Genomic DNA, 21,847 nt, shown 5'->3' with positions numbered 1-21,847 from the left:
CGTGGAGATCGATCTGAATCTGCCCGCACCCCGTGTGATCCGGGTGCTGGAGCGTATTGCCGCCTGGCGGGGCTATCCGCAGCAGCTCCGGCTCGATAATGGCCCCGAGTTCGTCTCGGCCGCGATCGCCGACTGGGCCGACCAGCGCGGCGTGGAACTGAGCTTCATCCAGCCGGGCAAACCGATGCAGAACGACTTCATCGAACGGTTCAACGGCAGCTACCGCCGCGGGGTCCTGGACCTCTACGTCTTCCGAACGCTGACCGAAGTCCGGGAACACACCGAGCAGTGGCTGCAGGACTACAACGAAACCATCCCTCACGACGCGCTGGGGGACCTGACGCCGGTCGAATACCGGCAGTTACACACCCCGGAAACCTCTAGTTATGCGTGGACCTAATCCGGGGAAGTCGACAGCTTGCCGGGAGCGCCGGAAGAGGGAGAGCGGGTTACCGAGCATTTGCTGGACGGCCAGCAGCGACTCGTTGCGTTGTGGCGGGGCCTGCACAATATGGCATATCGGGGTCGGACCTCGGTAAGTGCCTGTAAAGAAATGCGTTAAGGGGTTTGTAGCCGCTTCTATGGAGCTTGGAAGGGCGGTTTTTGCGGCGGAAATGACCGGCTAGAGCCGTGGTGCGGGCCGGCATGTGGTGAAGCTGGCGCAGGGGAGAGGGTAAGCGCGATACGCGGGGTCGGACCACGGTAACCGATGGAGAACACGACAGAATATGCGGAATTGAGCCCTGAATTCGGGCTTAAAGCGGCAATTTCTGTCTTCAAATGGCCATTCCAGGGAAGAGAGCCATGCAACGCGACGAGTACGCGTTCCACTCCACTGGGCGGGTTGTGTCGGTATAACACTCCCGGAGTCAGGGACTTATCGTGGTCCGACCCTGGTCATTGTTCAGCCCTGCCGGAATACCGGCGGAGGACTGGCAGGTTTCCCTGCTTTTCCCCGCGACGTGACGTCCGGTATCTGATTTCGACAGAGCTGAGAGGCATTGCGCATGGATAAGGAACATCTGCCGAGACTGGTGGGCGAGTTGTATCGTGTTGTCGGGGAGCTAGAAGCGATGTTTCCGGGTAGGCATTTCACGCCGGATGGTCACCTTGTGGGCAGTCTGGGTGAGTGTCTCGCGGCCTATCATTACGGGCTGGATCTCCTCCGGGCATCTTCACCGGGCGTGGACGCCGTTAAGGATGGGCGAGAGATCGAGATCAAGGCGACTCAGGGCAAAAGCGTAGGCCTTCGAAGTGGTCCGGAGCATCTGCTTGTGCTAAAGCTGGACCGGGAAGGCGGCTTCGCGGAAATCTACAACGGACCGGGGAAAGTCGTCTGGCGAGAGTTCGAGGGAAAACCGAAACCGAGTAACGGCCAGTATCAGATCTCGGTGAAGCGGCTTACCCAATTAATGGAGGCTGTCTCTCCCCATCAGAGAGTGGCAATGAAGATTGCAAACGGATGAGTAGGCCTTCATCGGCCCAGAAGACAGCCTTCAGCTTGCCGCAATCGACGGTAGGCGCATCAGGGTATGCGGAAGGACCGTCGGGATGGGCAAGCATCAAAGTCCTCCGACCCGAAGTCGCTTAGAAGAGATTGGTGGAACCTTCGTCCAGGGGTTCTCGGCGCTCTGCAAAGGTGCCCACCAAGGGCGGTGGCTTCTGGGCGGCAAGATGATCTGTGGAGCTGATAAGAACAGGACTTTGGTCAGCTACATGGCCTTGGAGGCCCGGGACATCTTGTGAGCACTGGGTCAAACCTTGCTTTTGCGCTTTCTGAAGCGGATGTACGCCGAGCCGGTGATTGTGTTTCCTCAGGAGCGGGGCCGATACGGGTTCTACTCGCCCTGGACCGTAATCGTGAGCTTGCGCGTTTGGGCGGCGTAGCGGTGCTCCCAGAGGAAGAGGCCTTGCCAGGTGCCGAGAATTAGACGGCCCTGGCCGACCGGGAGGGTGAGATCGTTGTGCGTGAGCATGGCGCGGGCGTGGGCGGCCATGTCGTCGTCGCCTTCCATATCGTGGCGGTAGGCCGGGTCGCCGTCCGGGGCCATGCGCGCGATCAGGGTCTCCAGGTCGTGGCGGACGTCGGGATCGGCGTTCTCGGTGACCAGCAGGGAGGCGCTGGTGTGGTGCTGGAAGACGTGGCAGGTGCCGGTGGTGATGCCGGAGGCGCGCACGATGTGCTCCACGGCGGTGGTGATGTTTTGGGTTCCGCGGCCTCGGGTCTGCTGGGTCAGGGTGTCCTGGTAGACGGCCATGCGATTCCTCGAATGCAAACAAAAAAGCGCCCGTAGGCGCTTGATTGGTCGATCTAAATTGGTGGAGGCGGCGGGAATCGAACCCGCGTCCGCAGGACCTCCGCCTTCGGCTCTACATGCTTATTCTGTCTTTTAATTTAACCAGCGACTACCCGACAGGCAGGGAATGTAGCTGGCGATCCCGGTTGAGTTTTAATGGATCCACGCCGGGCGCGCTTCACCACGATCTTATGAGAGTCGACGCCCGATACTGGACGCATAAGCACGGCTCCAGTCGGACGGCATCTACCGGTTTTTAAGCGGCGAGTGCGTAGTTGTCGTCGTTGGCAACTATTTTTTTGCAGTGGTTTTAACGAGGTCCACTACAGCCTCGGCATGCACCTCAGGTTTCGCGACCCGCGTCGAAGCCATGTCGCCCCCAAGTACTACATGGACAGGGTAACGCATTGGGAGTTCCCCAACCAGCGCAATTGCTGCCACGTACCGGTCCCGCGCGGCAGGCGCCTCCGGTACAATGCGCGGCTTTCGGTACGTCCGGTTTCGAGGAAGCGCAATGCGGGTTGTGGAAGGGGGCGCGGCGGTCTCGCCGTTTCGGCTGCGGGCTCTGGAGGCAGGGCTGCGGGCAAGCGTACCGGGCGCCGGCCCGCTGGCGGCACGGTTCATCTATTTCGTGGCGACTCGCCGTCGGCTGAGTCCGGACGAGGAGGCGGTGCTGGCGCGCCTGCTGCGCGAGGGCGATGCCTGGGAGGCCCCCGAGTTTGCGGTGCAACGCGAACTGGTGGTGATCCCGCGCTTTGGCACGATCAGCCCGTGGTCGTCCAAGGCCACCGAGATTGCGCACCATGCCGGGCTGGAGGACGCGGTCGAGCGGATCGAGCGCGGCATCCACTGGCAGATCGGGGGCGAAGCAGCGGCGAGGGCCGATTTGGAGGCGCTGGCCGACCTGCTCCATGATCGCATGACCGACGCGGTGATCGAGGATCCGGCGGCCGCGGCCCAACTCTTTCACCACGAGACGCCACGGTCGCTGGGGCGTGTGGAGCTCGGCGAGGATGCCCGCGCGGCGCTGGAGCGCGCCAATGGCGAACTGGGCCTGGCGCTGTCCCCGGACGAGATCGATTACCTGGCCGATGGGTTCTCCGCGCTGGGGCGCGCGCCGACCGATGCCGAACTGATGATGTTCGCGCAGGCCAACTCGGAACACTGCCGGCACAAGATCTTCAATGCCGCCTGGGTGCTGGACGGCGAGGCCGACGAGCGCACGCTGTTCGGGATGATTCGCCAGACCCATGCGCGCCATCCCGAGGGCGTGCTGTCCGCCTATAGTGATAACGCATCGGTCATCGCCGGGCATGAAGGGACGCGCCTGATGCCGGATGCAATTACCGGCGAGTATCGTCGCGAGGCGCTGGATCTGGCGATCCTGATGAAGGTCGAGACGCATAACCATCCGACCGCGATCTCCCCGTTTCCCGGGGCTGCCACCGGCTCCGGTGGCGAGATCCGCGACGAGGGCGCGACGGGACAGGGGTCCAAGCCCAAGGCGGGGCTGACCGGGTTCTCCGTGTCCAACCTGCGCATTCCCGGCTTCGAACAGCCCTGGGAGCGGGATTTTGGCCGCCCTGGCCGGATCGAGAGCGCGCGCCAGATCATGCTGGATGGCCCGATCGGCGCGGCTGCCTTTAATAACGAGTTCGGGCGGCCGGCGCTGGCTGGCTACTTCCGTACGCTGGAGATGGCGCTGCCGGATGCCGCGGGCGGCGAGACCCTGTACGGCTATCACAAGCCGATCATGCTGGCCGGTGGGGTCGGGTCGATCCGGGGCGAGCACGTGCACAAGCAGGATGTGCCGGCCGGTACCCCGATCGTCGTCCTGGGCGGTCCCGCGATGCTGATCGGTCTGGGCGGCGGGGCGGCCTCGTCCATGGCGAGCGGGGCGAGTTCGGAGCAGCTGGACTTCGCCTCGGTGCAGCGTGGCAACCCGGAGATGGAGCGGCGCTGCCAGGAAGTGATCGACCGGTGCACGGCCCTGGGGGCCGGCAACCCCATCCTGTCGATCCACGACGTGGGTGCGGGCGGGTTGTCCAACGCCATTCCGGAGATCCTGGACGACGCCGGGCGCGGCGGGGTGATCCAGCTGCGCGACCTGCCGACGGCCGAGCCGGGTCTGTCGCCGATGGAGCTGTGGTGCAACGAGGCGCAGGAACGCTACGTGCTGGCAATTGCCCGCGAACATCTGGAGACCTTCCGTACCCTGGCGGCGCGTGAGCGCGCCCCGTTCGCGGTGGTGGGCGAGGCCACGGACGAGGGGCACCTGAAGGTCGAGGACGACCTGTTCCACGAGCCGCCGGTGGATATGCCCATGGGCATGTTGCTGGGCAAGATGCCGTTGATGACCCGCGAGGACCGCCGCCGGGCGCCGCCGGTGACGGACTTCGACCCCGAGGCCTGTCCGTTGGCGGAGGCGCTGGAGCGCGTGCTGCACATGCCTTCGGTCGCGGCCAAGCACTTCCTGATCACGATCGGGGATCGCAGCGTGGGAGGGCTGGTCGCGCGCGATCAGATGGTCGGTCCCTGGCAGGTGCCGGTGGCGGACTGCGCCGTCACGCTGACGGATTTCGATGGGTATACCGGCGAGGCGATGGCCATGGGCGAGCGCACGCCGCTCGCGATCCTGTCGGCGCCGGCCTCCGGGCGCATGGCGATCGGCGAGGTGGTGACCAACCTGGCCGGGGCCGATATCGGCGGCACGGATGCGATTCGCCTTTCGGCCAACTGGATGGCCGCCGCCGGGGTACCGGGCGAGGACGCCAACCTGTTCGACACCGTGCGCGCCATTGCCGAGGACCTGTGTCCGGCGCTGGGGATATCGATCCCGGTGGGCAAGGACTCGCTGTCCATGCGCACGGTATGGGAGACCGAGGACGGGCAGGCGCGGCACATGCACGCGCCGGTATCGCTGATCGTGTCGGGCTTTGCCCGGGTCGCGGATGCCCGCCGGACCCTGACGCCGCAGCCGGATCCGGCTGCGGACGATCGGCTGTGGCTGATCGATCTGGGCGAAGGCCGCACGCGCATGGGCGGCTCGGCGCTGGCTCAGGGCTACGGGCATATCGGCGAGACCGCCCCGGACGTGGTGGATGCCGCCCGCCTGCGCGCCTTCTTCGATGCCATCGGCACCCTGCGCCGCAACGGCCTGTTGCGCGCCTACCATGACCGCTCCGACGGCGGACTGGTCACGACCCTGCTGGAGATGGCCTTCGCCGGGCGCTGTGGGCTCGATGTGGAGATCCCTGGCGGCCAGCCGGTAGCGGCCTGGCTGTTCAACGAGGAACTGGGTGCGGTGGTCCAGATGGCTGCGGGTGCCGAGTCCGCGCTGCGCGACGCCTTCGCGGAGGCGGGGCTGGAGGCGCACCTGCACCCGGTGGCGCGCCTGCGCGAGGACGAACAGATCGCCATCCGCCAGGACGGGCGGGATCTGTACACCGGTGACCGTGCCGGTCTGCAGCGTCAGTGGCAGGAGACCTCGGCGCGGATGCAGCGGCTGCGCGATGATCCGGAGTGTGCCGACGAGGAGCTCGCGCGGGTGGATGCCGATGGCGGTCTGCAGCCACGGGTGAATTTCGATCCGGCCGAGGATGTGGTCGCCCCGATGATCGCGCGCGGCGAACGTCCGCGCATTGCGATCCTGCGCGAGCAGGGGGTCAACGGGCAGCTGGAGATGGCGGCGGCGTTCGAGCGCGCCGGGTTTGCCCCGGTGGACGTGCACATGACTGACCTGCTGGATGGGCGCCAGGATCTGGGCTCGATGCAGGGGATGGCCGTCTGCGGCGGGTTTTCCTACGGCGACGTGCTGGGTGCCGGCGGCGGCTGGGCGCAGACGATCCTGAATCATCCGGCTCTGCGGGATGCCTTCCAGGGGTTCTTCGAGCGTCCCGAGACCTTCACGCTGGGGGTCTGCAACGGCTGTCAGATGCTTTCGCATCTCGCGCCGCTGATCCCGGGAGCGGATCACTGGCCGCGCTTTGTGCGCAACCGGTCCGAGCAGTTCGAGGCGCGCCTGTCGCAGGTGCGCATCGAGCCGGGCCCGGCCGTGCTGCTCGACGGAATGGCCGGCTCGGTGTTGCCGGTCGTGGTCTCGCATGGCGAGGGACGCACCCGCTACGCTGACGGTGTGCCGGTCCACGATCAGGCCACCCTGCGCTACGTGGAGGCCGACGACACCCCGGCGACGGTTTATCCGGCCAACCCGAATGGTTCTGCCGGCGGGGCCACAGGTTTCGCCAGCGAGGATGGGCGGGCCCTGATCATGATGCCGCATCCAGAACGGGTGTTCCGCAGTGTGCAGCATAGCTGGCACCCGGCGGACTGGGGCGAGGAGGGCCCGTGGTTGCGGCTGTTCCGCAATGCCCGGGTATTTGTCGGCTAAGGCCCACCATGGTCTATAACGGAAACATTTGTTCCGGCGACGAGGGAGGCGGGAGCGCACATGGATGACGCCAGTCAGGACGAGATTCTCGGAGATGACCTGCGTGTGACGACCGCGCTGATGATTGGTCCGTCGGTCCGGCCCGCCACCGATCCGGTGCTGGCGCAGCGCCTCATCGAAAACCTGGACCTGTTCGACGCCGCCCATCCACGCGGCGCGATGCCGCACGAGGACGAGACTTCGCCCGAGGTGCAGCGCCTGGAACACAAGCTGGACCTGTTGTTGCACCTGGTCGCAGAGTCGCTCCACCCCGAGCGTCCCGATCCGGTGGAGGCGACGCTCAGTGGCCACGGGATTGTGCTGCCCGCAGGCACGTTGCCGGAGGGTTGTGAGCGCGTGGAGGTCTACCTCAGCCGCCTGTTGCCCCAGCCGTGCGTGCTAGGCGTCGAAAGTCCGACGACACGTGGAGGCTTGCAGATGACCCGCTGGACGGGGGTCGAAGGTCCCCTGGAAGAGGCGATCGGTCGCTGGATCTTTCGCTTGCATCGCCGCGAGGTCGCCGGGAAACGCCAGAAAGTTGACGGCAATCACAAATAGGCTCGATACTGCGAACTCGATCACACCATTGGATGCCGGCCGGGGCGTTTCCCGGGCGGGCGCATCCGATCGCGGCAGTCGGGGCACAACGGTATGCGGGGTTCGGGGGAACAACAACAGGCGATGCGCATTGCACTTAGCGGCGATGCAGGAGCCACGGACGCAACACAGGCGATCCTGAACTGCCTCGGCTGCGTGGCCGAGACCCACACCAACCCCACTGACCTGATGGATGGCACACCCGCCGCAGCCGTGTGGCTTTGCGGGCCTGCCGCCGAGCTGTCCGCACGCCTGCAGGAGCCGCGCGGGGATTTGGCGCCGGTTGTCGTGCAACCGACTGACGGTGGCAAGGTGCAGGCCGACGGGGTGGATTGCATCGTCGAGCATCCGCTCTCGATTGGCCGGGTTTCTCAGGTCCTCCAGTGGCTGCGCTTCGGTCGCGAGCCGGGGTACGACGATATCCCCGGGCTGGTCGGGTCGCATCCGACCATGCAGGCGGTCAAGCGTCTGGTCGGGCAAGTGGCGCGAACCGATGCCACGGCGCTGATTCTGGGCGAGACCGGTTCCGGCAAGGAGGTGGTGGCCCGCGCGATCCACAACGCCTCCGACCGCGCGGATAAACCCTTCGTGGCAGTCAACTGCGGCGCCATCCCGGCGGACCTGCTGGAGAGCGAGCTGTTCGGCCACGAGAAGGGCGCGTTTACCGGCGCCTTCACCGCGCGCGCCGGTCGGTTTGAACTGGCCGAGGATGGCACGCTGTTTCTCGACGAGATCGGCGACATGCCGTTGCCGATGCAGGTGAAACTGTTGCGCGTACTGCAGGAGCGGGTGTTCGAGCGGGTGGGTTCCAACAAATCGATCCCGGCCCGCGCGCGAATCATCGCGGCTACCCACCGGAATCTGGATGACGCGGTGGCGGATGGCGGTTTCCGTCAGGATCTGTTTTTCCGCCTGAGTGTATTCCCGATCGAGCTGCCACCTCTGCGCGAACGCACCAGCGACATGCCGCTGCTGATCGCCGCTCTGGAAGATCGGCTGCGCGACCAGGGTATGGCCCCCGCCCACCTGACCCCTGCGGTGGTTGCCCACCTGGGTCAACTGGCGTGGCCGGGAAATATCCGCGAGCTGGCAAACTTGCTGGAGCAGCTTGCGATCATCTATCCGGATCTACCGGTGGACCTGGCGCAGCTGCCGCCACGGGTTCGTCCGGACGGAATCGAGGATCTGACCCTGCCGCCGACTACGCCGAATGGTTTCGAAGGCGGTTCCGCGGCGGGCGCCAACCTGCTCGCCGGTGGTCTGCCACCGGAGGGCGTCGATCTGCGCAGCTTCCTCAACGACCTGGAACGCGACATGATCACCCGCGCCCTGGATGAGACCGGGCACGTGGTGGCGCGCGCCGCTCGACGTCTGGGCATGCGGCGGACCACGCTGGTTGAGCGTATGCGTAAGTTCGGGCTGGGCAAGGCCTGAGAAGACGCGAATGCGGGCGTGAACGCGCCCGGAAATCGGTGCGCTCAAGTGGACGGAATCCCGTCACTCGATGGAGCCGAGATGGGTGGCCCCAGCGTCATAGGCTTGACGAACCCCGGGGCGATCCAGAAAAACCCTTTATAAACGAATCGCCTGCATTGCTGGCGCGATGTTTGCTAGATCTTCCCCGAATCGATACGGGAAGAACTTCATGTCGCGAGCCACGATCCTGCTGGTGGATGCCGAACCCGAACTACGAGAGGCCGTGGTCCAGGTGCTGGCCACGATCCCGCGGGTGCGTCTGCAGACGTGTACTGCCGACGCGCTGGTGCAATCCCTGGAGGTGTCCGCCCCGGCGGTCATCCTGCTGGCGCATCCTGCGGACGTGTCCCGGGATGCCCTGAGCCAAGCCACGGCAGCACTGGCGGCAGTCAGCCGCGACGCAAGCCAGGATCAGGAGCTGGCTGCGATGCGACATGGGCTGGAGGCGCACTTCGCGCTCCCGCGGATGGCGGACGAGCTGGCCGGGTGGCTGCGTCCGCGAGTGCGGCCGGAGCCGTCGCTCGAGGTCCCTGCATTGGTGACACGCAGTCCCGTGATGCGTGGCATCGATCGCTTCGTGACGCGCATTGCCGGCAGCACGGCAACCGTCTTCGTTACCGGTGAGTCGGGGGTGGGCAAGGAGGTCCTGGCGCGGCAGCTGCACGCGCGCTCGCCGCGGCGACGGGGACCATTCGAAGCGATCAACTGCGCCGCACTGCCCGAGGCGATGCTTGAGGCGATGCTCTTCGGGCATGCCAAGGGCGCCTTTACCGGCGCGGTCGAGGCGCGACCGGGCAAGTTTGTGCGGGCTGACGGCGGCACATTGCTGCTGGACGAAGTGACGGAGATCCCGGTGCATTTGCAGGCAAAGCTGCTGCGTGCGCTGCAGGAGCGCGAGGTCGAGCCCCTGGGCGGGCGGCGGCCGCAGCGCGTGGACGTGCGCGTGATCGCGACCTCCAATCGCGATTTGCGCGCGGCCGTGGCCGAAGGGCATTTGCGTGAAGACCTGTACTACCGACTGAACGTCTTTCCCCTGTGCATCCCGCCACTGCGCGAGCGTGCGGAAGATATTGTGCCCTTGGCCGAGGCGTTGCTCCGACGCCTGAGTGGCGGCCAGCTCCAGACCCTGGATGACGGCGCACAACGACGGCTGCGCGAACACGACTGGCCGGGCAACGTGCGCGAACTGGCGAACGTGATGGAACGCGCGGTCACATTGCATGACAACGCGGATCCGCAGGTGAGTGCAGAGTCGGTTTGGCTGGATGCGGACATGGTGAACCCCTGGAGTACCGGGGCCGGCGAGGTGACCACCGGGGCGCAATCGATACCGGATGACGAGAACCCGACACCGATGCTGGAGCAGACCCTGCAGACGCAGGAGAGCAGGGTGATCATGAACGTCCTGCGCGAGTCCGGCGGGCGGCGCAAGGAGGCGGCCGACCGGCTGGGAATCAGCCCCAGAACATTGCGTTACAAGATTGCGCGTCTGCGCGAGCACGGCTTTGCGGTGCCCGCGTCGGGCTAGTGTGCCGTCGCCTGGCATATGGATTGCTAGAGAGTTTCTGTCGAACACGAAAATACGGCGGGCCCTTCGTGGTCGGTCGGCCGGCGTAACAAGACGCCCCGGGGGTAGTGAGCATGAGCGAGATGCAGATCCAGAACGTCCTGCAGCAAATGCGTCAACTGACGCAAGCCAACGGCGTGGAGAACACGAATGCGGCCCAGCAAACGCGCGAACCCCAGCGCGTCGGCGGCGCGGACTTCCAGAACGTGCTGACGGAGTCGCTGCGGGGTGTCAATCAGGTGCAGCAGCAGGCGACCGATCTGCAGACGCGCTTCGAGCTGGGCGACGACAACGTGAGCCTGCCGCAGGTGATGACCGCGATGAGCAAGTCGAGCATCGCCTTCGAGGCGACCAACCAGGTGCGCAATCGTCTGCTGACGGCGTATCAGGAAATCATGCGGATGCAGGTCTGATCGGCCGATCGGGCTGAGGGAGAGAACGGACGATGGCCGAAAATGCACAATCCCTTCCCGCGGTGGTGACCGGCGGGATCAAGGAGTTCAACGGGATGCCTGCGGGCCGCCAGCTGGCCCTGATCGGGATGCTGGCGGGTGCCATTGTGGTGATCGTGGCGCTGCTGTACTGGGCGTTGCGGCCGACCTACGTACCGCTATTTCCGCGCATGGATGCGGAGGATGCGGCGGAGGTCGTGCAAGTCCTTTCGCAGGCCGGTATCCAGTATCAGGTCGATTCCACGACGGGGCAGGTGAAGGTGCCCCAGGGCGAGGTGGCGGGCGCGCGACTGCAGCTGGCCGGCGAAGGCCTGCCACGTTCCGGCGACATGGGCTTCGAGCTGCTGCAGGAGGATACCGGCCTGGGTACGAGCCGGATGATCGAGGGGGCGCGCCACCATCGGGCGATGGAGGGCGAACTGGCGCGTACCGTGGCGTCGCTGAATGCGGTGGACCGGGCGCGTGTGCACATTGCCGAGGGTGAGCAGTCGGTGTTCGTGCGTGATCGGCGCCCGGCCAGCGCGTCGGTGGTCGTGCACCTGCGCGGTGGGCGGTCCCTGAGCGAGTCGCAGGTCGGTGCGATCGTGCACCTGGTCGCGTCCAGCACCTCTGATCTGGAGCCTGAACGGGTCACCGTGGTGGACCAAAGCGGGACGCTCCTGACGCAGGATGGCGGCGAGTCGGGCATGGGTCGCAGTGGTGACCGCCTGAGTTTCACCCGCGACGTGGAGACCCGCTATACCGACCGTATCCGTGACCTGCTGATTCCGATCGTCGGGCGCGACAAGGTCCGGGTGCAGGTGAACGCGGACATCGACTTCTCGCAGGTGGAGCGCACCGAGGAGTTGTACGATCCCGAGACGATTGCCTTGCGGTCCGAGCAGACCCGCGAGGACGAGCGCACCGGACCCGAGGGCGGTATCGGGGGTGTCCCCGGGGCGCTGACCAACCAGCCCCCCGCCGGTGGGGTGGTCGGCGAGGAAGGCGAGGAGGGTGAGGGCCCGCCCGCGGCGCTCCCGGGCAGCCGCAGCACCAATATCACCCGCAACTACGAGGTGGATCGCCGCATCAACCATATCCGCGAGATGCCGGGCGGCGTGCAGCGCGTGTCCACGGCCGTGGTGGTGGACTTCCGCCAGGAGGTCAACGAGGACGGCGAGACCGTGCAGGTGGCGAGGGATGCGGAGGAACTGCAACGCATCGAGGCGCTGGTGCGCGAGGCGGTAGGATTCAATGCCGAACGGGGGGATACGATCAATGTAGTGACCGCCCCGTTCGAAGCGCCCATCGAGGCGGTGGCGGCGGACGAAATCGCGTTCTGGGAACAACCCTGGTTCCTCGAGGTGGTCAAGATCGTGGCGGCATTGCTGCTGGCTCTGATTATCCTGTTGACGGTGGTGCGTCCGGCGATGAAACATCTGATGAAGCGGCCGGCTCCGCCGCCGCGGCGCGAGGAAGATCGCGAGGCGCTGACCGACGAGTCAGGCGGCAGCGAGACGGGCATGGCAATGGGCCAGGGCGAGGGTTCGGCCGTGGCTGCGCTGACTGGCCCCAAGGGGCCGGACCAGCAGGAGATGGATCTGGAGGCGGTGCGCGAGATGGTCCGCGAGGACCCCAAGCGCGTGGCACAGGTGATGAAGACGTGGTTGGGTGACGATGGCCGCTGACAAGAACGCCAAACAGGAAGGTGCCGAGCGCGCCGCCGTGTTCATGATGAGCCTCGGCGAGGACGCCGCCGCCGAGGTCATGCGCCACATGGGGCCCAAGGAGGTGCAGAAGATTGGCACCGCGATGGCCTCCATGGACCGCATTTCGCGCAGTGACGTGAACGCGGCGCTGCACGAGTTCTCCACTCACGTGCAGGAACAGACGGCGCTGGGGGTGGGTGCCGACGAGTACGTGCGCAGCGTCATGGAGAGCGCGCTGGGTGACAAGGCCTCGGGCCTGATCGACCGCATCCTGCTGGGACGCAATTCCAAGGGGATCGAGGCACTCAAGTGGCTGGACCCGCGGGCGATCGCGGACATGCTGCGCAACGAGCACCCGCAGATCGTGGCGATTGTGCTTTCCCACCTCGACTCCGACCAGGCCTCGGACACCCTGCAGTACCTGCCCGCGCGGGTGCAGTCCGACATCGTGATGCGCATTGCGACCATGGATGGCGTCCAGCCCCAGGCCCTGCAGGAGCTGGACGAGATCCTCGACCGTCAGCTTTCCGGCAATGCCGCGAGCAAGACGTCGATGCTGGGTGGCGTGCGTTCGGCGGCCAACATCATGAACTTGATGGAGGGCTCACGGGAGGCGGAGATCATGGATACGATCAAGGAGTCCGATTCCGATCTGGGTTCGCGGATCGAGGAAGAGATGTTCGTGTTCGAGAACCTGGTGGAGATCGACGACCGCGGTATCCAGACGCTGATGCGCGAGATCCAGACGGAATCGCTGGTGCTTGCCATGAAGGGTGCCGACGACGACATGAAGGACAAGATCTTCCGCAACATGTCCAAGCGCGCGGCCGAGATGCTGCGCGAGGACCTCGAGGCCAAGGGCCCGGTCCGGGTCAGCGAGGTCGAGGGCGCGCAGAAGGAGATCCTGTCCGTGGCCCGCCGGCTTGCGGAGAACGGCGATATCGTGCTGGGTGGCGGTGGTAGCGAGGCGATGTTGTGACCGATGGCCCGGCGGCCAGGCTTTACACCGACGCGGCGGCATCGCTTTGGGAGCCGCCGGAGATTGGTGACAATGGGGTCCATCCCCCGCGTCGCCTGCCGACGGCCGCCGAGATCGAGGAGATCGAGGACGAAGCCCGCAAGAACGGGTTCGAGGGCGGTTATGCCGAGGGGCATGAGCTTGGCAAGAAAGAGGCCGAGAAGGCCACCCGGGCGCGCGAGGACAAGAAACTGCGCGAGACGGTCGCCATGCTGGAATCCGTGGCCGGCGGCCTTGCTGATCCCCTGGCGGATGCCGCGGATGCCCTGGAGCCGGAGTTGTTGGCGCTGGTGACGGCGCTTGCACGCAAGGTCGTCCAGAGCGAGTTGGAGACGCGACCGGAGCAGATCCGGACGGTCCTGGAGGGGGCATTGGCCCAGCTTCCCGGGCGCAACCAGGAGGTTCGGGTGCACTTGAACCCGGAGGACCAGGCGCTGGTGGAGGCCTATGGTGAGCGGGCGGATGCGCGCATCACCTGGGTCCCGGACGCGGGCCTGGCGCGCGGCGGCTGCCGCCTCGAATCGGGCGCGGCAAGTGTCGACGCAAGTCTCGAGCGGCGTCTGCAGCACGCGGTGGAAGCCCTCTGGGATGGCGAGTATCCGGAGATGGACAGCGCACCCGACGAGGAAGATCACCAGTCCGCCAATTCCGTGGACAGCGCGGCCCCGGAGGATTCATGAGTACCCCGATCGACGAGGTGCGCCGCAAGGGCCGGGAGCGGCTGAATAGCGGCTTGCTGGGTCGTCTGCAGCAGTCGCGCGGGCGGGTCGAGCGGGTCAATCCGCCGCAGTCGGAGGGTCACCTTTCGCGCCTGACCGGCCTGACGCTGGAGGCGGAAGGCCTGCGCTTGCCCATAGGGGGGCGCGCGCTGATCCACGGCGAGAACGGAGACACGGTGCCGGCCGAGGTCGTCGGTTTCCAGAATGAACGCACGTTCCTGATGCCCGAGGAGATCGCGGCGGGCCTGACGCCCGGCGCGCGCATCGAACCGCTGGACAACCAGCGTCAGATTCCGGTCGGGGAGGGGTTGCTGGGCCGCGTGATCGATGCCAACGGGCAGCCGCTGGACGGAAAAGGCCCAATCCGTACCCATGAGTTTGGGCTGTTGGCCGGGCGGCCGATCAACCCGCTGCAACGCGCACCGGTACGTGAGCCGCTGGATGTTGGGATCCGGGCAATCAATGGTCTGCTGTCGGTGGGTCGTGGTCAGCGCCTCGGTCTGTTCGCCGGATCCGGGGTCGGCAAGAGTGTGCTGCTGGGGATGATGACGCGTAACACGACGGCTGACGTGATCGTGGTCGGACTGATCGGCGAGCGCGGTCGGGAAGTGAACGAGTTCATCCACGAGATTCTCGACGAGGAATCGCGCACGCGCACGGTGGTGGTCGCGGTGCCGGCCGACCAGTCGCCGCTGCTGCGCCAGCACGGGGCCTGGGTGGCCACTGCGGTGGCGGAGCATTTCCGCGACCAGGGCCTGCACGTGCTGTTGCTGATGGACTCCCTGACCCGCTTTGCCCAGGGCGCCCGCGAGATCGCGATGGCGATCGGCGAGCCGCCGGCCTCCAAGGGGTATGCGGCATCGGTATTTGCGCGCCTGCCGCAACTGGTGGAGCGCGCTGGCAACGGCGACGTAGGGGGCGGCTCGATTACCGCCTTCTATACCGTGCTCGCCGAGGGCGATGACCAGAACGATCCGATCGTGGACGCCGCGCGCGCGATCCTGGACGGCCATGTCGTGCTGTCGCGCGAGGTGGCAGAGACCGGGCGCTACCCGGCGATCGACATCGGTGCATCGGTCTCGCGCGTGATGTCTTCGCTGATCTCGCCGGAACACGAGCGCGCGGCGCGACGCTTCCGCGGACTCTCCGCCACCTATATGCAGAACCGCGATCTGATCGCGGTCGGGGCCTATCGCAAGGGTGCCGACCCGCATCTGGACGAGGCAGTGGCGATGCACGAGCGCCTCGAGGCGTATCTGGCGCAGGGTCGCGACGAGGCCGTCGGCTTTGACCGGGCGCGGGATGACCTGCTGGCGCTGGTTGGCGGGGCGGCATGAACCCGAAGCGCCTGGAACGACTGTTGCGCCTGCGCCGGATCGAGGAGAGCGAGGCCACCCGCCAGTTGGGTGAACGTCTGCAGCAACTGGATGGCATTGCCGGTCAGCGCGAGCGCCTGGAAACCTATCAGCGCGAGTATCTGCAGGCGACCCTGCCGGATGACGCCAACGCCCTCAAGTGGTTGGCGGGCATGCGCGACCAGTTGCGCTCGGCGCTGGAGCAACAGGACCTGCGCATTCAGGCGGCGGAGTCGCAGGTGGAGACCGCGCGCCAGGAGTGGCTGGAGCGCCACCGCAACAGCCTGTCGCTGGAAAAGCTGCTGCAACGCCGGAAGGCCGAGACGGCGCAACACGGCGCCCGGCGCCAGCAAACCGAACAGGATTTGTGGGCCACGCGGCAGGCTCATGCGCGCGAGGAAGCGTCGCGTTGGCAAGGTTCTTGAATGGACCGTGACTATCGATTAGGGCAAGGGCCCGGGGATTCGCCCGGCACACCGAGGATTCGGAGATGATCGCGACACAGAACACCGGTCAGGGCATGCTGCCGCTGCTGCAATTGCTGGGCGGCGAGGCATCGCTGCAGGACCTGGACGGCCTGAAGGGGCTGAAAGGGAAGGACGGCGAGGGGTTCCTCGCGGTTCTGGAGCCGCAGATGGAGGCCTTGCTGGCGAACCTGGGCGTGCCCGGGGACGAGCTGGAAGGGCTCGATCTGGAAGCCATGCTGGCGCGGTTGCAGGATCTACTCGACGGGCAGGGTTTCGCCGCGGGCGACGAGGCGGGTGGCAAGGGCTTGCCGGTCGCCAGCCTGATGGCGAGAGTGCAGGAACCGGGGCGCATGGATACCGCCCGTTGGGAGGCGGGCGTCTCTGGCCGCGGGGGTGCCGAGGGCCAGGCGTTGCCGGTCAAGCCCCTGCCTGCAGCCGTCATGCGCCTGTTTGTCGAGGCCAGCCAGGCGGCGGGCGGGCGCGACGGCCTGGCCGCACTGAAGCCCGAACTGCTGGGCGCGCAGGGCGGGCTGTCGCGGGACGGTGTGCTCGATGTCCTCGCCCAGTGGATGACCCAGGGCGGGGACGAGTCGCGTCGGGGGCGTACCGATCCCCTGGGGGGCGTCCTGCCGGCTCTCGCCGGTGGCCAGGTCGAGGGGGCGGACGCTGCACGCGCGTTGCCGCGACTGGACCTGACCCGGCTCCTGCAGCAGCCCAACGGGGCCCGCGAGCTGGCCGATCAGGTGCGCATGCTCGCCCAGGCACAGGGTGGACGAACCGAGCTCAAGCTGCATCCCCCGCAGCTGGGCAGTCTGGATATTCGGGTGCTGGTCGAGGGTGACCGCACAAGCATCCAGTTCATCAGTGCCAATCCGGTGACCCGCGAGGTGCTGGAGGCGGCCATGCCGCGCTTGCGCGACAGCCTCGCCGAGAGCGGGCTGATGCTCGAGGACGCGACCGTCTCCGACCAGGCGGCCGAGGAGCAGGCCGAGCAGGATGAGCGCCAGGCCGCCGCCGGGACCGCTTCGGAACTGGACGAGGCCGAAGACAACGAGAATGGCGGCAGCACGCTCTCGATGCTGAATCGGCGCCTGGATCTGTTTGCCTGAGGCGAGCCCGGCGCGGGCTCGGTCTTGTCTTGCGATATCCGATGGGCGGCCGGCGGTATCCGTGACCTGCCCCATCGGGCGTCTTTCTCTGTCGTAGCGATCTTCCATGAGTGCCGCCAAGAATCCGTCTTTCCCGCGCGGCGGGCGGCCGATTCTTGACGTTATCGCCCGTTCCTTCCCCCGAAGTGTCCTTCCTTCCCCTCCAGTACTGGTCGCTAACTATCGGATAAATCGATAGAAAGCCAATGCTGGCATCTGCCTTGCTAAGGTCTTTTCCGAGATCAAATCCTCGGTTTACCGGACAGCGGGTGCGACATGGCGAAGAAGGAAGTCAATCTGGACGACGAAGAAGGCGGCACCCCGAAGAAGGGCGGCATGGGCAAGCTGCTTGTGCTGCTGCTGATCGTGATTCTGTTGGTGGGCGGCGGGGCCGCTGCGGCCTGGTTCTTCCTGGTTGCGGGCGACGAGGCTGCCGAACAGGTGGTGGAAGGCCCGCCCGAGCGCTTCTACACCAGCCTGGAGCCGATGACTGTCAACATCGAAGCGCCGGGACGCATCCGGTATCTGCGTGCCGAGGTGAGCCTGGTGACCCACGAGGCGCCGGTGATCGAGGCGTTCGAGCGGCATATGCCGGCGATCCGCAACGACATCCTGGGCATCCTGGCGGAGCAGCGTTACGAGGATCTGAATACGCGTGATGGCAAGGAATCGCTGGCGGAGGAGCTGAAGGAAGCAATCCGCGAGATTCTGCGCTCGCGGGATGCGCCGGACGCGGTCGAGGCCGTGTTGTTCAACGAACTGGTGATGCAGTAGGAGCCCCGTTATGGCGCAGACGGATATCCTCAGCCAGGACGAGATCGATGCCCTCCTGCATGGTGTGGATGAGGGCGACGTCGAGACCGAAGACCCGTATCCGAGTGACGGTCAGGCGCGGGAATTCAACTTTGCCACGCAGGATCGCATCGTCCGTGGGCGCATGCCCACGCTGGAGATGATTAACGAGCGCTTTGCGCGTCAGCTCCGGGTCCGTCTGTTCAATGTACTGCGCCGCTCGGCCGAGATCTCGGTGGTCGGTACCCGTATCACCAAGTTCTCCGAGTACATGCACTCGCTGTTTGTCCCCACCAGCCTCAATCTGGTGCGGGCGCATCCATTGCATGGCACCGGCTTGTTCGTGTTCGATCCCAAGCTGGTGTTCATCCTGGTCGACAACTTTTTCGGTGGCGACGGACGCTACTACACCCGCATCGAGGGACGAGACTTCACCCCGATGGAGATGAAGGTCGTCCACGGCGTGCTGGAGGGGGCCTTCGAGGATATGCAGAAGGCCTGGCAGCCGGTGATGGAGCTCAAGTTCGAGTTCCTGAACTCCGAGGTCAACCCACAGTTCGCGAACATCGTCTCGCCGACCGAAATCGTGGTTATCAGCGAGTTCCACATCGAGCTCGACGGGGGCGGCGGCAATCTGCACGTGACCCTGCCGTACTCGATGATCGAGCCGATCCGCGAACAGCTGGATACCGGCATCCAGTCGGATCGCTCCGATGTGGACCAGCGCTGGATGCACGCGCTGCAGGAGGAGATCCAGACCGCCGAGGTCGAGATCAGCTCCATGCTGGCGGAGACCGAGGTCACCGTGCGCGAGCTGCTGGATATCCAGCCGGGCGACATCATCCCGGTGGACCTCCCCGAGAAGATCACCTTGCAGGTCGAAGACATCCCGATGTTCCGCGGGAAGTTCGGCGTATCCAATGGCATGAATGCGATCCAGGTTTCGGAACGCATTATCAAACGATAGAGGGCGCAGCATGGCTGACACCGACGATCCCAAACAGGACACCCCGGCCGTGGATGAAGATACCGCGGGCGCTGAAACCATGGCCGACACCGAAGGCGGCAGCGATGACCAGGCGCTGGCGGATGAGTGGGCGGCGGCCCTGGCCGAGCAGAAGGATGACGACGGCGAAGACGCGGCTGATCCCGATGAGTTGCTGAACGCCGCGCAAGGCGGGGCTGCTGCGGGGGGAGGTGATGACGCGACCGCAGCGAAGCAGACGCCGAAGTCCGAGAAAAAGGAGCGCAAGCACCAGCCCGATTCGTCCGCGGAGGCCCTGCAGCCCGAACAACTCTCGGGGGTGGTGCAGGGCGACGGCGAGGAGATGAATCTGGAGATGGTGCTGGACGTTCCAGTGACGATCGCCATGGAGATCGGCCGCACGCGGATCCCGATCCGCAACCTGCTGCAGCTGAACCAGGGCTCGGTGGTGGAACTGGACCGTCTGGCCGGGGAGCCGCTGGACGTGCTGGTGAATGGCACGCTGATCGCGCATGGCGAGGTCGTGGTGGTCAACGAGAAGTTCGGGATCCGGCTGACCGATGTGATCAGCCCCAGTGAGCGCATCCGCAAGCTCAAATAGCCATGAATCCACGTAATACGCGCAGTTCGGCCCTCGTCCTGGCGGCCGTCACGGGGACCCTCTGGCCATTGACTGCCCTTGCGGAGGGTGGCAGTGGCGGGGCCGCGGCCTATCTGACCCAGCTAATCGGCGGTCTGGTACTGGTGATCGGTGCCATTGTGGTGCTGGGCTGGATCCTGCGCCGGACCCAGGGCGGACTGAACCGCGGCTCGCAGGTGATCGAGATCGTCGCGGCACGTTCGGTGGGCACGCGCGAGCGTCTGGTGCTGGTTCAGGTGGGCGATGAACAGGTGCTGGTGGGCGTGGCGCCCTCCGGTATGCGTACCCTGCACACGATGCGCGAGCCCGTGGTGGCGCCGGTAGGCGAGACCCCGGATTTCTCCAGCGCACTCAAGCGCGCCGTGACCCGCCGGGCTCCGCCCGGTAGCAGCGAGCGGGGGCAGTCGTGATGGCGCTGTTCCTGCGGTTCGCGCTGGCACTGGGCCTGCTGCTCCTGCCGGGCCTCGCCGGGGCCCAGGTGGCGCAGGGCATCGAGGCCCTGACTGTGACCACCAACGGAGACGGGGGCGAGACCTACTCGGTCACCCTGCAGATCATCCTGTTGATGACGCTGCTGACCCTGCTGCCGTCGATCCTGATCATGATGACCTCCTTCACCCGGATCATTGTGGTGTTGGCGATCCTGCGCCAGGGCCTGGGCACGACCCAGACACCCTCGAACCAGATCCTGATCGGTTTGGCCTTTTTCCTGACCCTGTTCGTGATGGCCCCGGTGCTCGACGAAATCTACGAGACCGCGTTTGTGCCCTACGTGAATGAGGAGATCGGGACGGAGGAGGTGATCGAGGCGGGGGTGCAGCCGTTGCGCGAGTTCATGCTGATGCATACCCGCGAGAGCGATATCGCGATGTTTGCCGAGATCAACGGGATCGACGGATTCGAGGAGGCGGATGACATCCCGTTGAACCTGCTGGTGCCAGCGTTCATTACCAGCGAGCTCAAGACCGCATTCCAGATTGGCTTCCTGATCCTGATCCCGTTCCTGATCATCGACCTGGTGGTGGCCTCGGTCCTGATGTCGATGGGGATGGTGATGCTCTCCCCGCTGATTATCTCGCTGCCGTTCAAGGTGATGCTGTTCGTTCTGGTGGACGGCTGGGCTCTGATGATGAACACCCTTGCCACCAGTTTTTTCGTGTAGGAGAGCGCGATGACACCCGAACTCGTTGTGGATATCGGTCGCGAGACACTAACCGTGGTGGTCCTGTTGGCCGCGCCGCCGCTGCTGACGGCGCTGGCCGTGGGTCTGACCATCGGGATGCTGCAGGCAGCGACCCAGATACAGGAAATGACCCTGTCGTTCATCCCCAAGCTGCTGGCGATGTTCGCGGCGCTGCTGATCAGCGGGCACTGGATGCTGGCGTTGTTGATCGACTACACCGAGCGCCTCTACGAGAGTGCGCCGGGGATGGTGGGGTAGGCATGGCCCTGGCGGCGGAACAGCTGGTGCTGTGGGTGGGGGCGGTCTTGTGGCCGTTCGCCCGCATTGGCGCCATGCTCGTCGCCATGCCGATCTTCGGCGCGGATACGGTCAATGCGCGGGTGCGCATGGGGCTGGCGCTGTTGCTGGCGATCTTTGTGGCCATGCAGGGCCCGGTCCTGCCGGATATCGATCCGTTGAGCCTTGAGGGCGTGCTGGTCACCCTGCACCAGGTCGCGATCGGCGTGTTCATGGGCTTCATTCTGCAGATGGTGTTCTCGGCCGTGACCCAGGCGGGCGAGGTGGTCGCACTGGGTATGGGCCTGGGTTTTGCCTCCATCATGGATCCGGCCCAGGGGGTGCAGGTCCCGGTGGTCTCCACCATTTTCGTCATCTTCTCGACCCTGCTGTTCCTCGCAATGAACGGCCATCTGATTGCTCTGGAGCTGATGTTGACCAGCTTCGAGACCATGCCGATCGCCCCGACCGGTCTGAACGCCGAGGCCTTCTACGCCCTGGTGGCCTTCGGCTCCACGATGTTTGTGGGCGCGGTGCTGGTGGCATTGCCGGCGGTTGCGTCGCTCCTGTTGGTGAATATCTCCATGGGGGTCATCACCCGCGCGTCCCCGCAGCTCAACATCTTCGCGGTGGGTTTCCCGATGATGATCCTGATCGGGTTCGTGCTGATGATGTTGATCCTGCCGGGCCTGCCGGAACGTTTTGGCGAACTGATGTTCGAGGCCTTCAACCTGATGCAGACCCGGATGGGCTTCTGA

The 21,847-nt window shown here is 65.7% G+C and carries 21 protein-coding genes and 1 other RNA gene; 20 read left to right on the top strand and 2 right to left on the bottom strand.

Annotated features, from left to right (window positions below; translation table 11 throughout):
• Together G333_RS0108810 and G333_RS0108805 are read left to right on the top strand one after the other, a co-directional pair.
• Positions 1–400: integrase core domain-containing protein (locus tag G333_RS0108810; RefSeq protein ID WP_019628231.1), on the top strand; the 400-nt coding region annotated here is incomplete at its 5' end.
• Between the two features lie 607 nt (positions 401–1,007).
• Positions 1,008–1,466 (top strand): hypothetical protein, encoded by a 459-nt coding sequence (locus G333_RS0108805; RefSeq protein WP_026340931.1) that lies wholly within the window; start codon positions 1,008–1,010, stop codon positions 1,464–1,466.
• A 372-nt stretch (positions 1,467–1,838) separates the two neighbouring features.
• Here G333_RS0108805 and G333_RS0108795 read toward each other — a convergent pair whose 3' ends face one another.
• Together G333_RS0108795 and ssrA are read right to left on the bottom strand one after the other, a co-directional pair.
• Positions 1,839–2,258, bottom strand: coding sequence for a secondary thiamine-phosphate synthase enzyme YjbQ (locus tag G333_RS0108795; protein ID WP_019628228.1), 420 nt, complete (start codon positions 2,256–2,258; stop codon positions 1,839–1,841).
• A gap of 59 nt (positions 2,259–2,317) precedes the next feature.
• Positions 2,318–2,678, bottom strand: a transfer-messenger RNA (tmRNA) gene (gene ssrA / locus G333_RS14755).
• A 133-nt stretch (positions 2,679–2,811) separates the two neighbouring features.
• Between ssrA and purL the strand changes: the two genes are divergently transcribed.
• The 18 genes from purL to fliR all read left to right on the top strand — a co-directional run bounded on the left by purL (position 2,812) and on the right by fliR (position 21,847).
• Positions 2,812–6,687, top strand: a complete 3,876-nt coding sequence (gene purL / locus G333_RS0108790) for a phosphoribosylformylglycinamidine synthase (RefSeq protein ID WP_019628227.1) — start codon at positions 2,812–2,814, stop codon at positions 6,685–6,687.
• Positions 6,688–6,747: 60 nt separating this feature from the next.
• Positions 6,748–7,284, top strand: coding sequence for a PilZ domain-containing protein (locus G333_RS0108785; protein WP_019628226.1), 537 nt, complete (start codon positions 6,748–6,750; stop codon positions 7,282–7,284).
• A gap of 93 nt (positions 7,285–7,377) precedes the next feature.
• The gene (locus G333_RS0108780; protein WP_026330429.1) at positions 7,378–8,757 is read left to right on the top strand and encodes a sigma-54-dependent Fis family transcriptional regulator; all 1,380 of its coding nucleotides are present in this window, start codon (positions 7,378–7,380) and stop codon (positions 8,755–8,757) included.
• A 211-nt stretch (positions 8,758–8,968) separates the two neighbouring features.
• Positions 8,969–10,327: a sigma-54-dependent Fis family transcriptional regulator gene (locus G333_RS0108775; RefSeq protein WP_019628225.1), complete on the top strand. Its 1,359-nt coding sequence runs from the start codon at positions 8,969–8,971 to the stop codon at positions 10,325–10,327.
• 113 nt (positions 10,328–10,440) lie between these two features.
• On the top strand, positions 10,441–10,779 hold the full coding sequence (gene fliE / locus G333_RS0108770; protein ID WP_018937642.1) for a flagellar hook-basal body complex protein FliE: 339 nt from the start codon (positions 10,441–10,443) through the stop codon (positions 10,777–10,779).
• A gap of 32 nt (positions 10,780–10,811) precedes the next feature.
• Complete coding sequence (gene fliF, locus G333_RS0108765) at positions 10,812–12,485, top strand: flagellar basal-body MS-ring/collar protein FliF (RefSeq protein ID WP_019628224.1); 1,674 nt, start codon at positions 10,812–10,814, stop codon at positions 12,483–12,485.
• Positions 12,475–13,485 (top strand): flagellar motor switch protein FliG, encoded by a 1,011-nt coding sequence (fliG, locus tag G333_RS0108760; protein WP_018145758.1) that lies wholly within the window; start codon positions 12,475–12,477, stop codon positions 13,483–13,485. Before fliF ends, fliG begins: the two co-directional genes overlap by 11 nt.
• On the top strand, positions 13,482–14,204 hold the full coding sequence (locus G333_RS0108755; RefSeq protein WP_019628223.1) for a FliH/SctL family protein: 723 nt from the start codon (positions 13,482–13,484) through the stop codon (positions 14,202–14,204). The genes fliG and G333_RS0108755 overlap by 4 nt, the downstream gene beginning before the upstream one ends.
• Positions 14,201–15,580 carry a FliI/YscN family ATPase gene (locus G333_RS0108750; RefSeq protein ID WP_019628222.1) on the top strand — a complete coding sequence of 460 codons (1,380 nt, stop codon included), beginning with the start codon at positions 14,201–14,203 and terminating at the stop codon, positions 15,578–15,580. Before G333_RS0108755 ends, G333_RS0108750 begins: the two co-directional genes overlap by 4 nt.
• Positions 15,577–16,023 (top strand): flagellar export protein FliJ, encoded by a 447-nt coding sequence (locus tag G333_RS0108745; RefSeq protein ID WP_019628221.1) that lies wholly within the window; start codon positions 15,577–15,579, stop codon positions 16,021–16,023. Before G333_RS0108750 ends, G333_RS0108745 begins: the two co-directional genes overlap by 4 nt.
• A 65-nt stretch (positions 16,024–16,088) precedes the next feature.
• Positions 16,089–17,174, top strand: coding sequence for a flagellar hook-length control protein FliK (locus G333_RS0108740; RefSeq protein ID WP_019628220.1), 1,086 nt, complete (start codon positions 16,089–16,091; stop codon positions 17,172–17,174).
• 315 nt (positions 17,175–17,489) lie between these two features.
• Positions 17,490–17,987, top strand: coding sequence for a flagellar basal body-associated protein FliL (gene fliL, locus G333_RS0108735; protein ID WP_018145753.1), 498 nt, complete (start codon positions 17,490–17,492; stop codon positions 17,985–17,987).
• A gap of 10 nt (positions 17,988–17,997) precedes the next feature.
• Positions 17,998–18,972, top strand: coding sequence for a flagellar motor switch protein FliM (gene fliM / locus G333_RS0108730; RefSeq protein ID WP_018169722.1), 975 nt, complete (start codon positions 17,998–18,000; stop codon positions 18,970–18,972).
• A gap of 10 nt (positions 18,973–18,982) precedes the next feature.
• Positions 18,983–19,591, top strand: a complete 609-nt coding sequence (gene fliN, locus G333_RS0108725) for a flagellar motor switch protein FliN (RefSeq protein ID WP_018937635.1) — start codon at positions 18,983–18,985, stop codon at positions 19,589–19,591.
• A 2-nt stretch (positions 19,592–19,593) separates the two neighbouring features.
• Positions 19,594–20,040 (top strand): flagellar biosynthetic protein FliO, encoded by a 447-nt coding sequence (fliO, locus tag G333_RS0108720; protein WP_019562464.1) that lies wholly within the window; start codon positions 19,594–19,596, stop codon positions 20,038–20,040.
• A complete protein-coding gene (gene fliP / locus G333_RS0108715) occupies positions 20,040–20,792 on the top strand; it encodes a flagellar type III secretion system pore protein FliP (protein WP_018145749.1) in 753 nt (250 codons plus the stop codon). The genes fliO and fliP overlap by 1 nt, the downstream gene beginning before the upstream one ends.
• A 9-nt stretch (positions 20,793–20,801) precedes the next feature.
• Positions 20,802–21,071: a flagellar biosynthesis protein FliQ gene (gene fliQ, locus G333_RS0108710; protein ID WP_018937634.1), complete on the top strand. Its 270-nt coding sequence runs from the start codon at positions 20,802–20,804 to the stop codon at positions 21,069–21,071.
• Between the two features lie 2 nt (positions 21,072–21,073).
• The gene (gene fliR / locus G333_RS0108705) at positions 21,074–21,847 is read left to right on the top strand and encodes a flagellar biosynthetic protein FliR (RefSeq protein WP_018937633.1); all 774 of its coding nucleotides are present in this window, start codon (positions 21,074–21,076) and stop codon (positions 21,845–21,847) included.

Source organism: Thioalkalivibrio sp. AKL10 (assembly GCF_000381845.1).
Taxonomy (GTDB): Bacteria; Pseudomonadota; Gammaproteobacteria; order Ectothiorhodospirales; family Ectothiorhodospiraceae; genus Thioalkalivibrio; species Thioalkalivibrio versutus.
The sequence above is the reverse complement of the archived record's forward strand: the minus strand, read 5'-3'. Positions and strand labels throughout refer to the sequence as shown.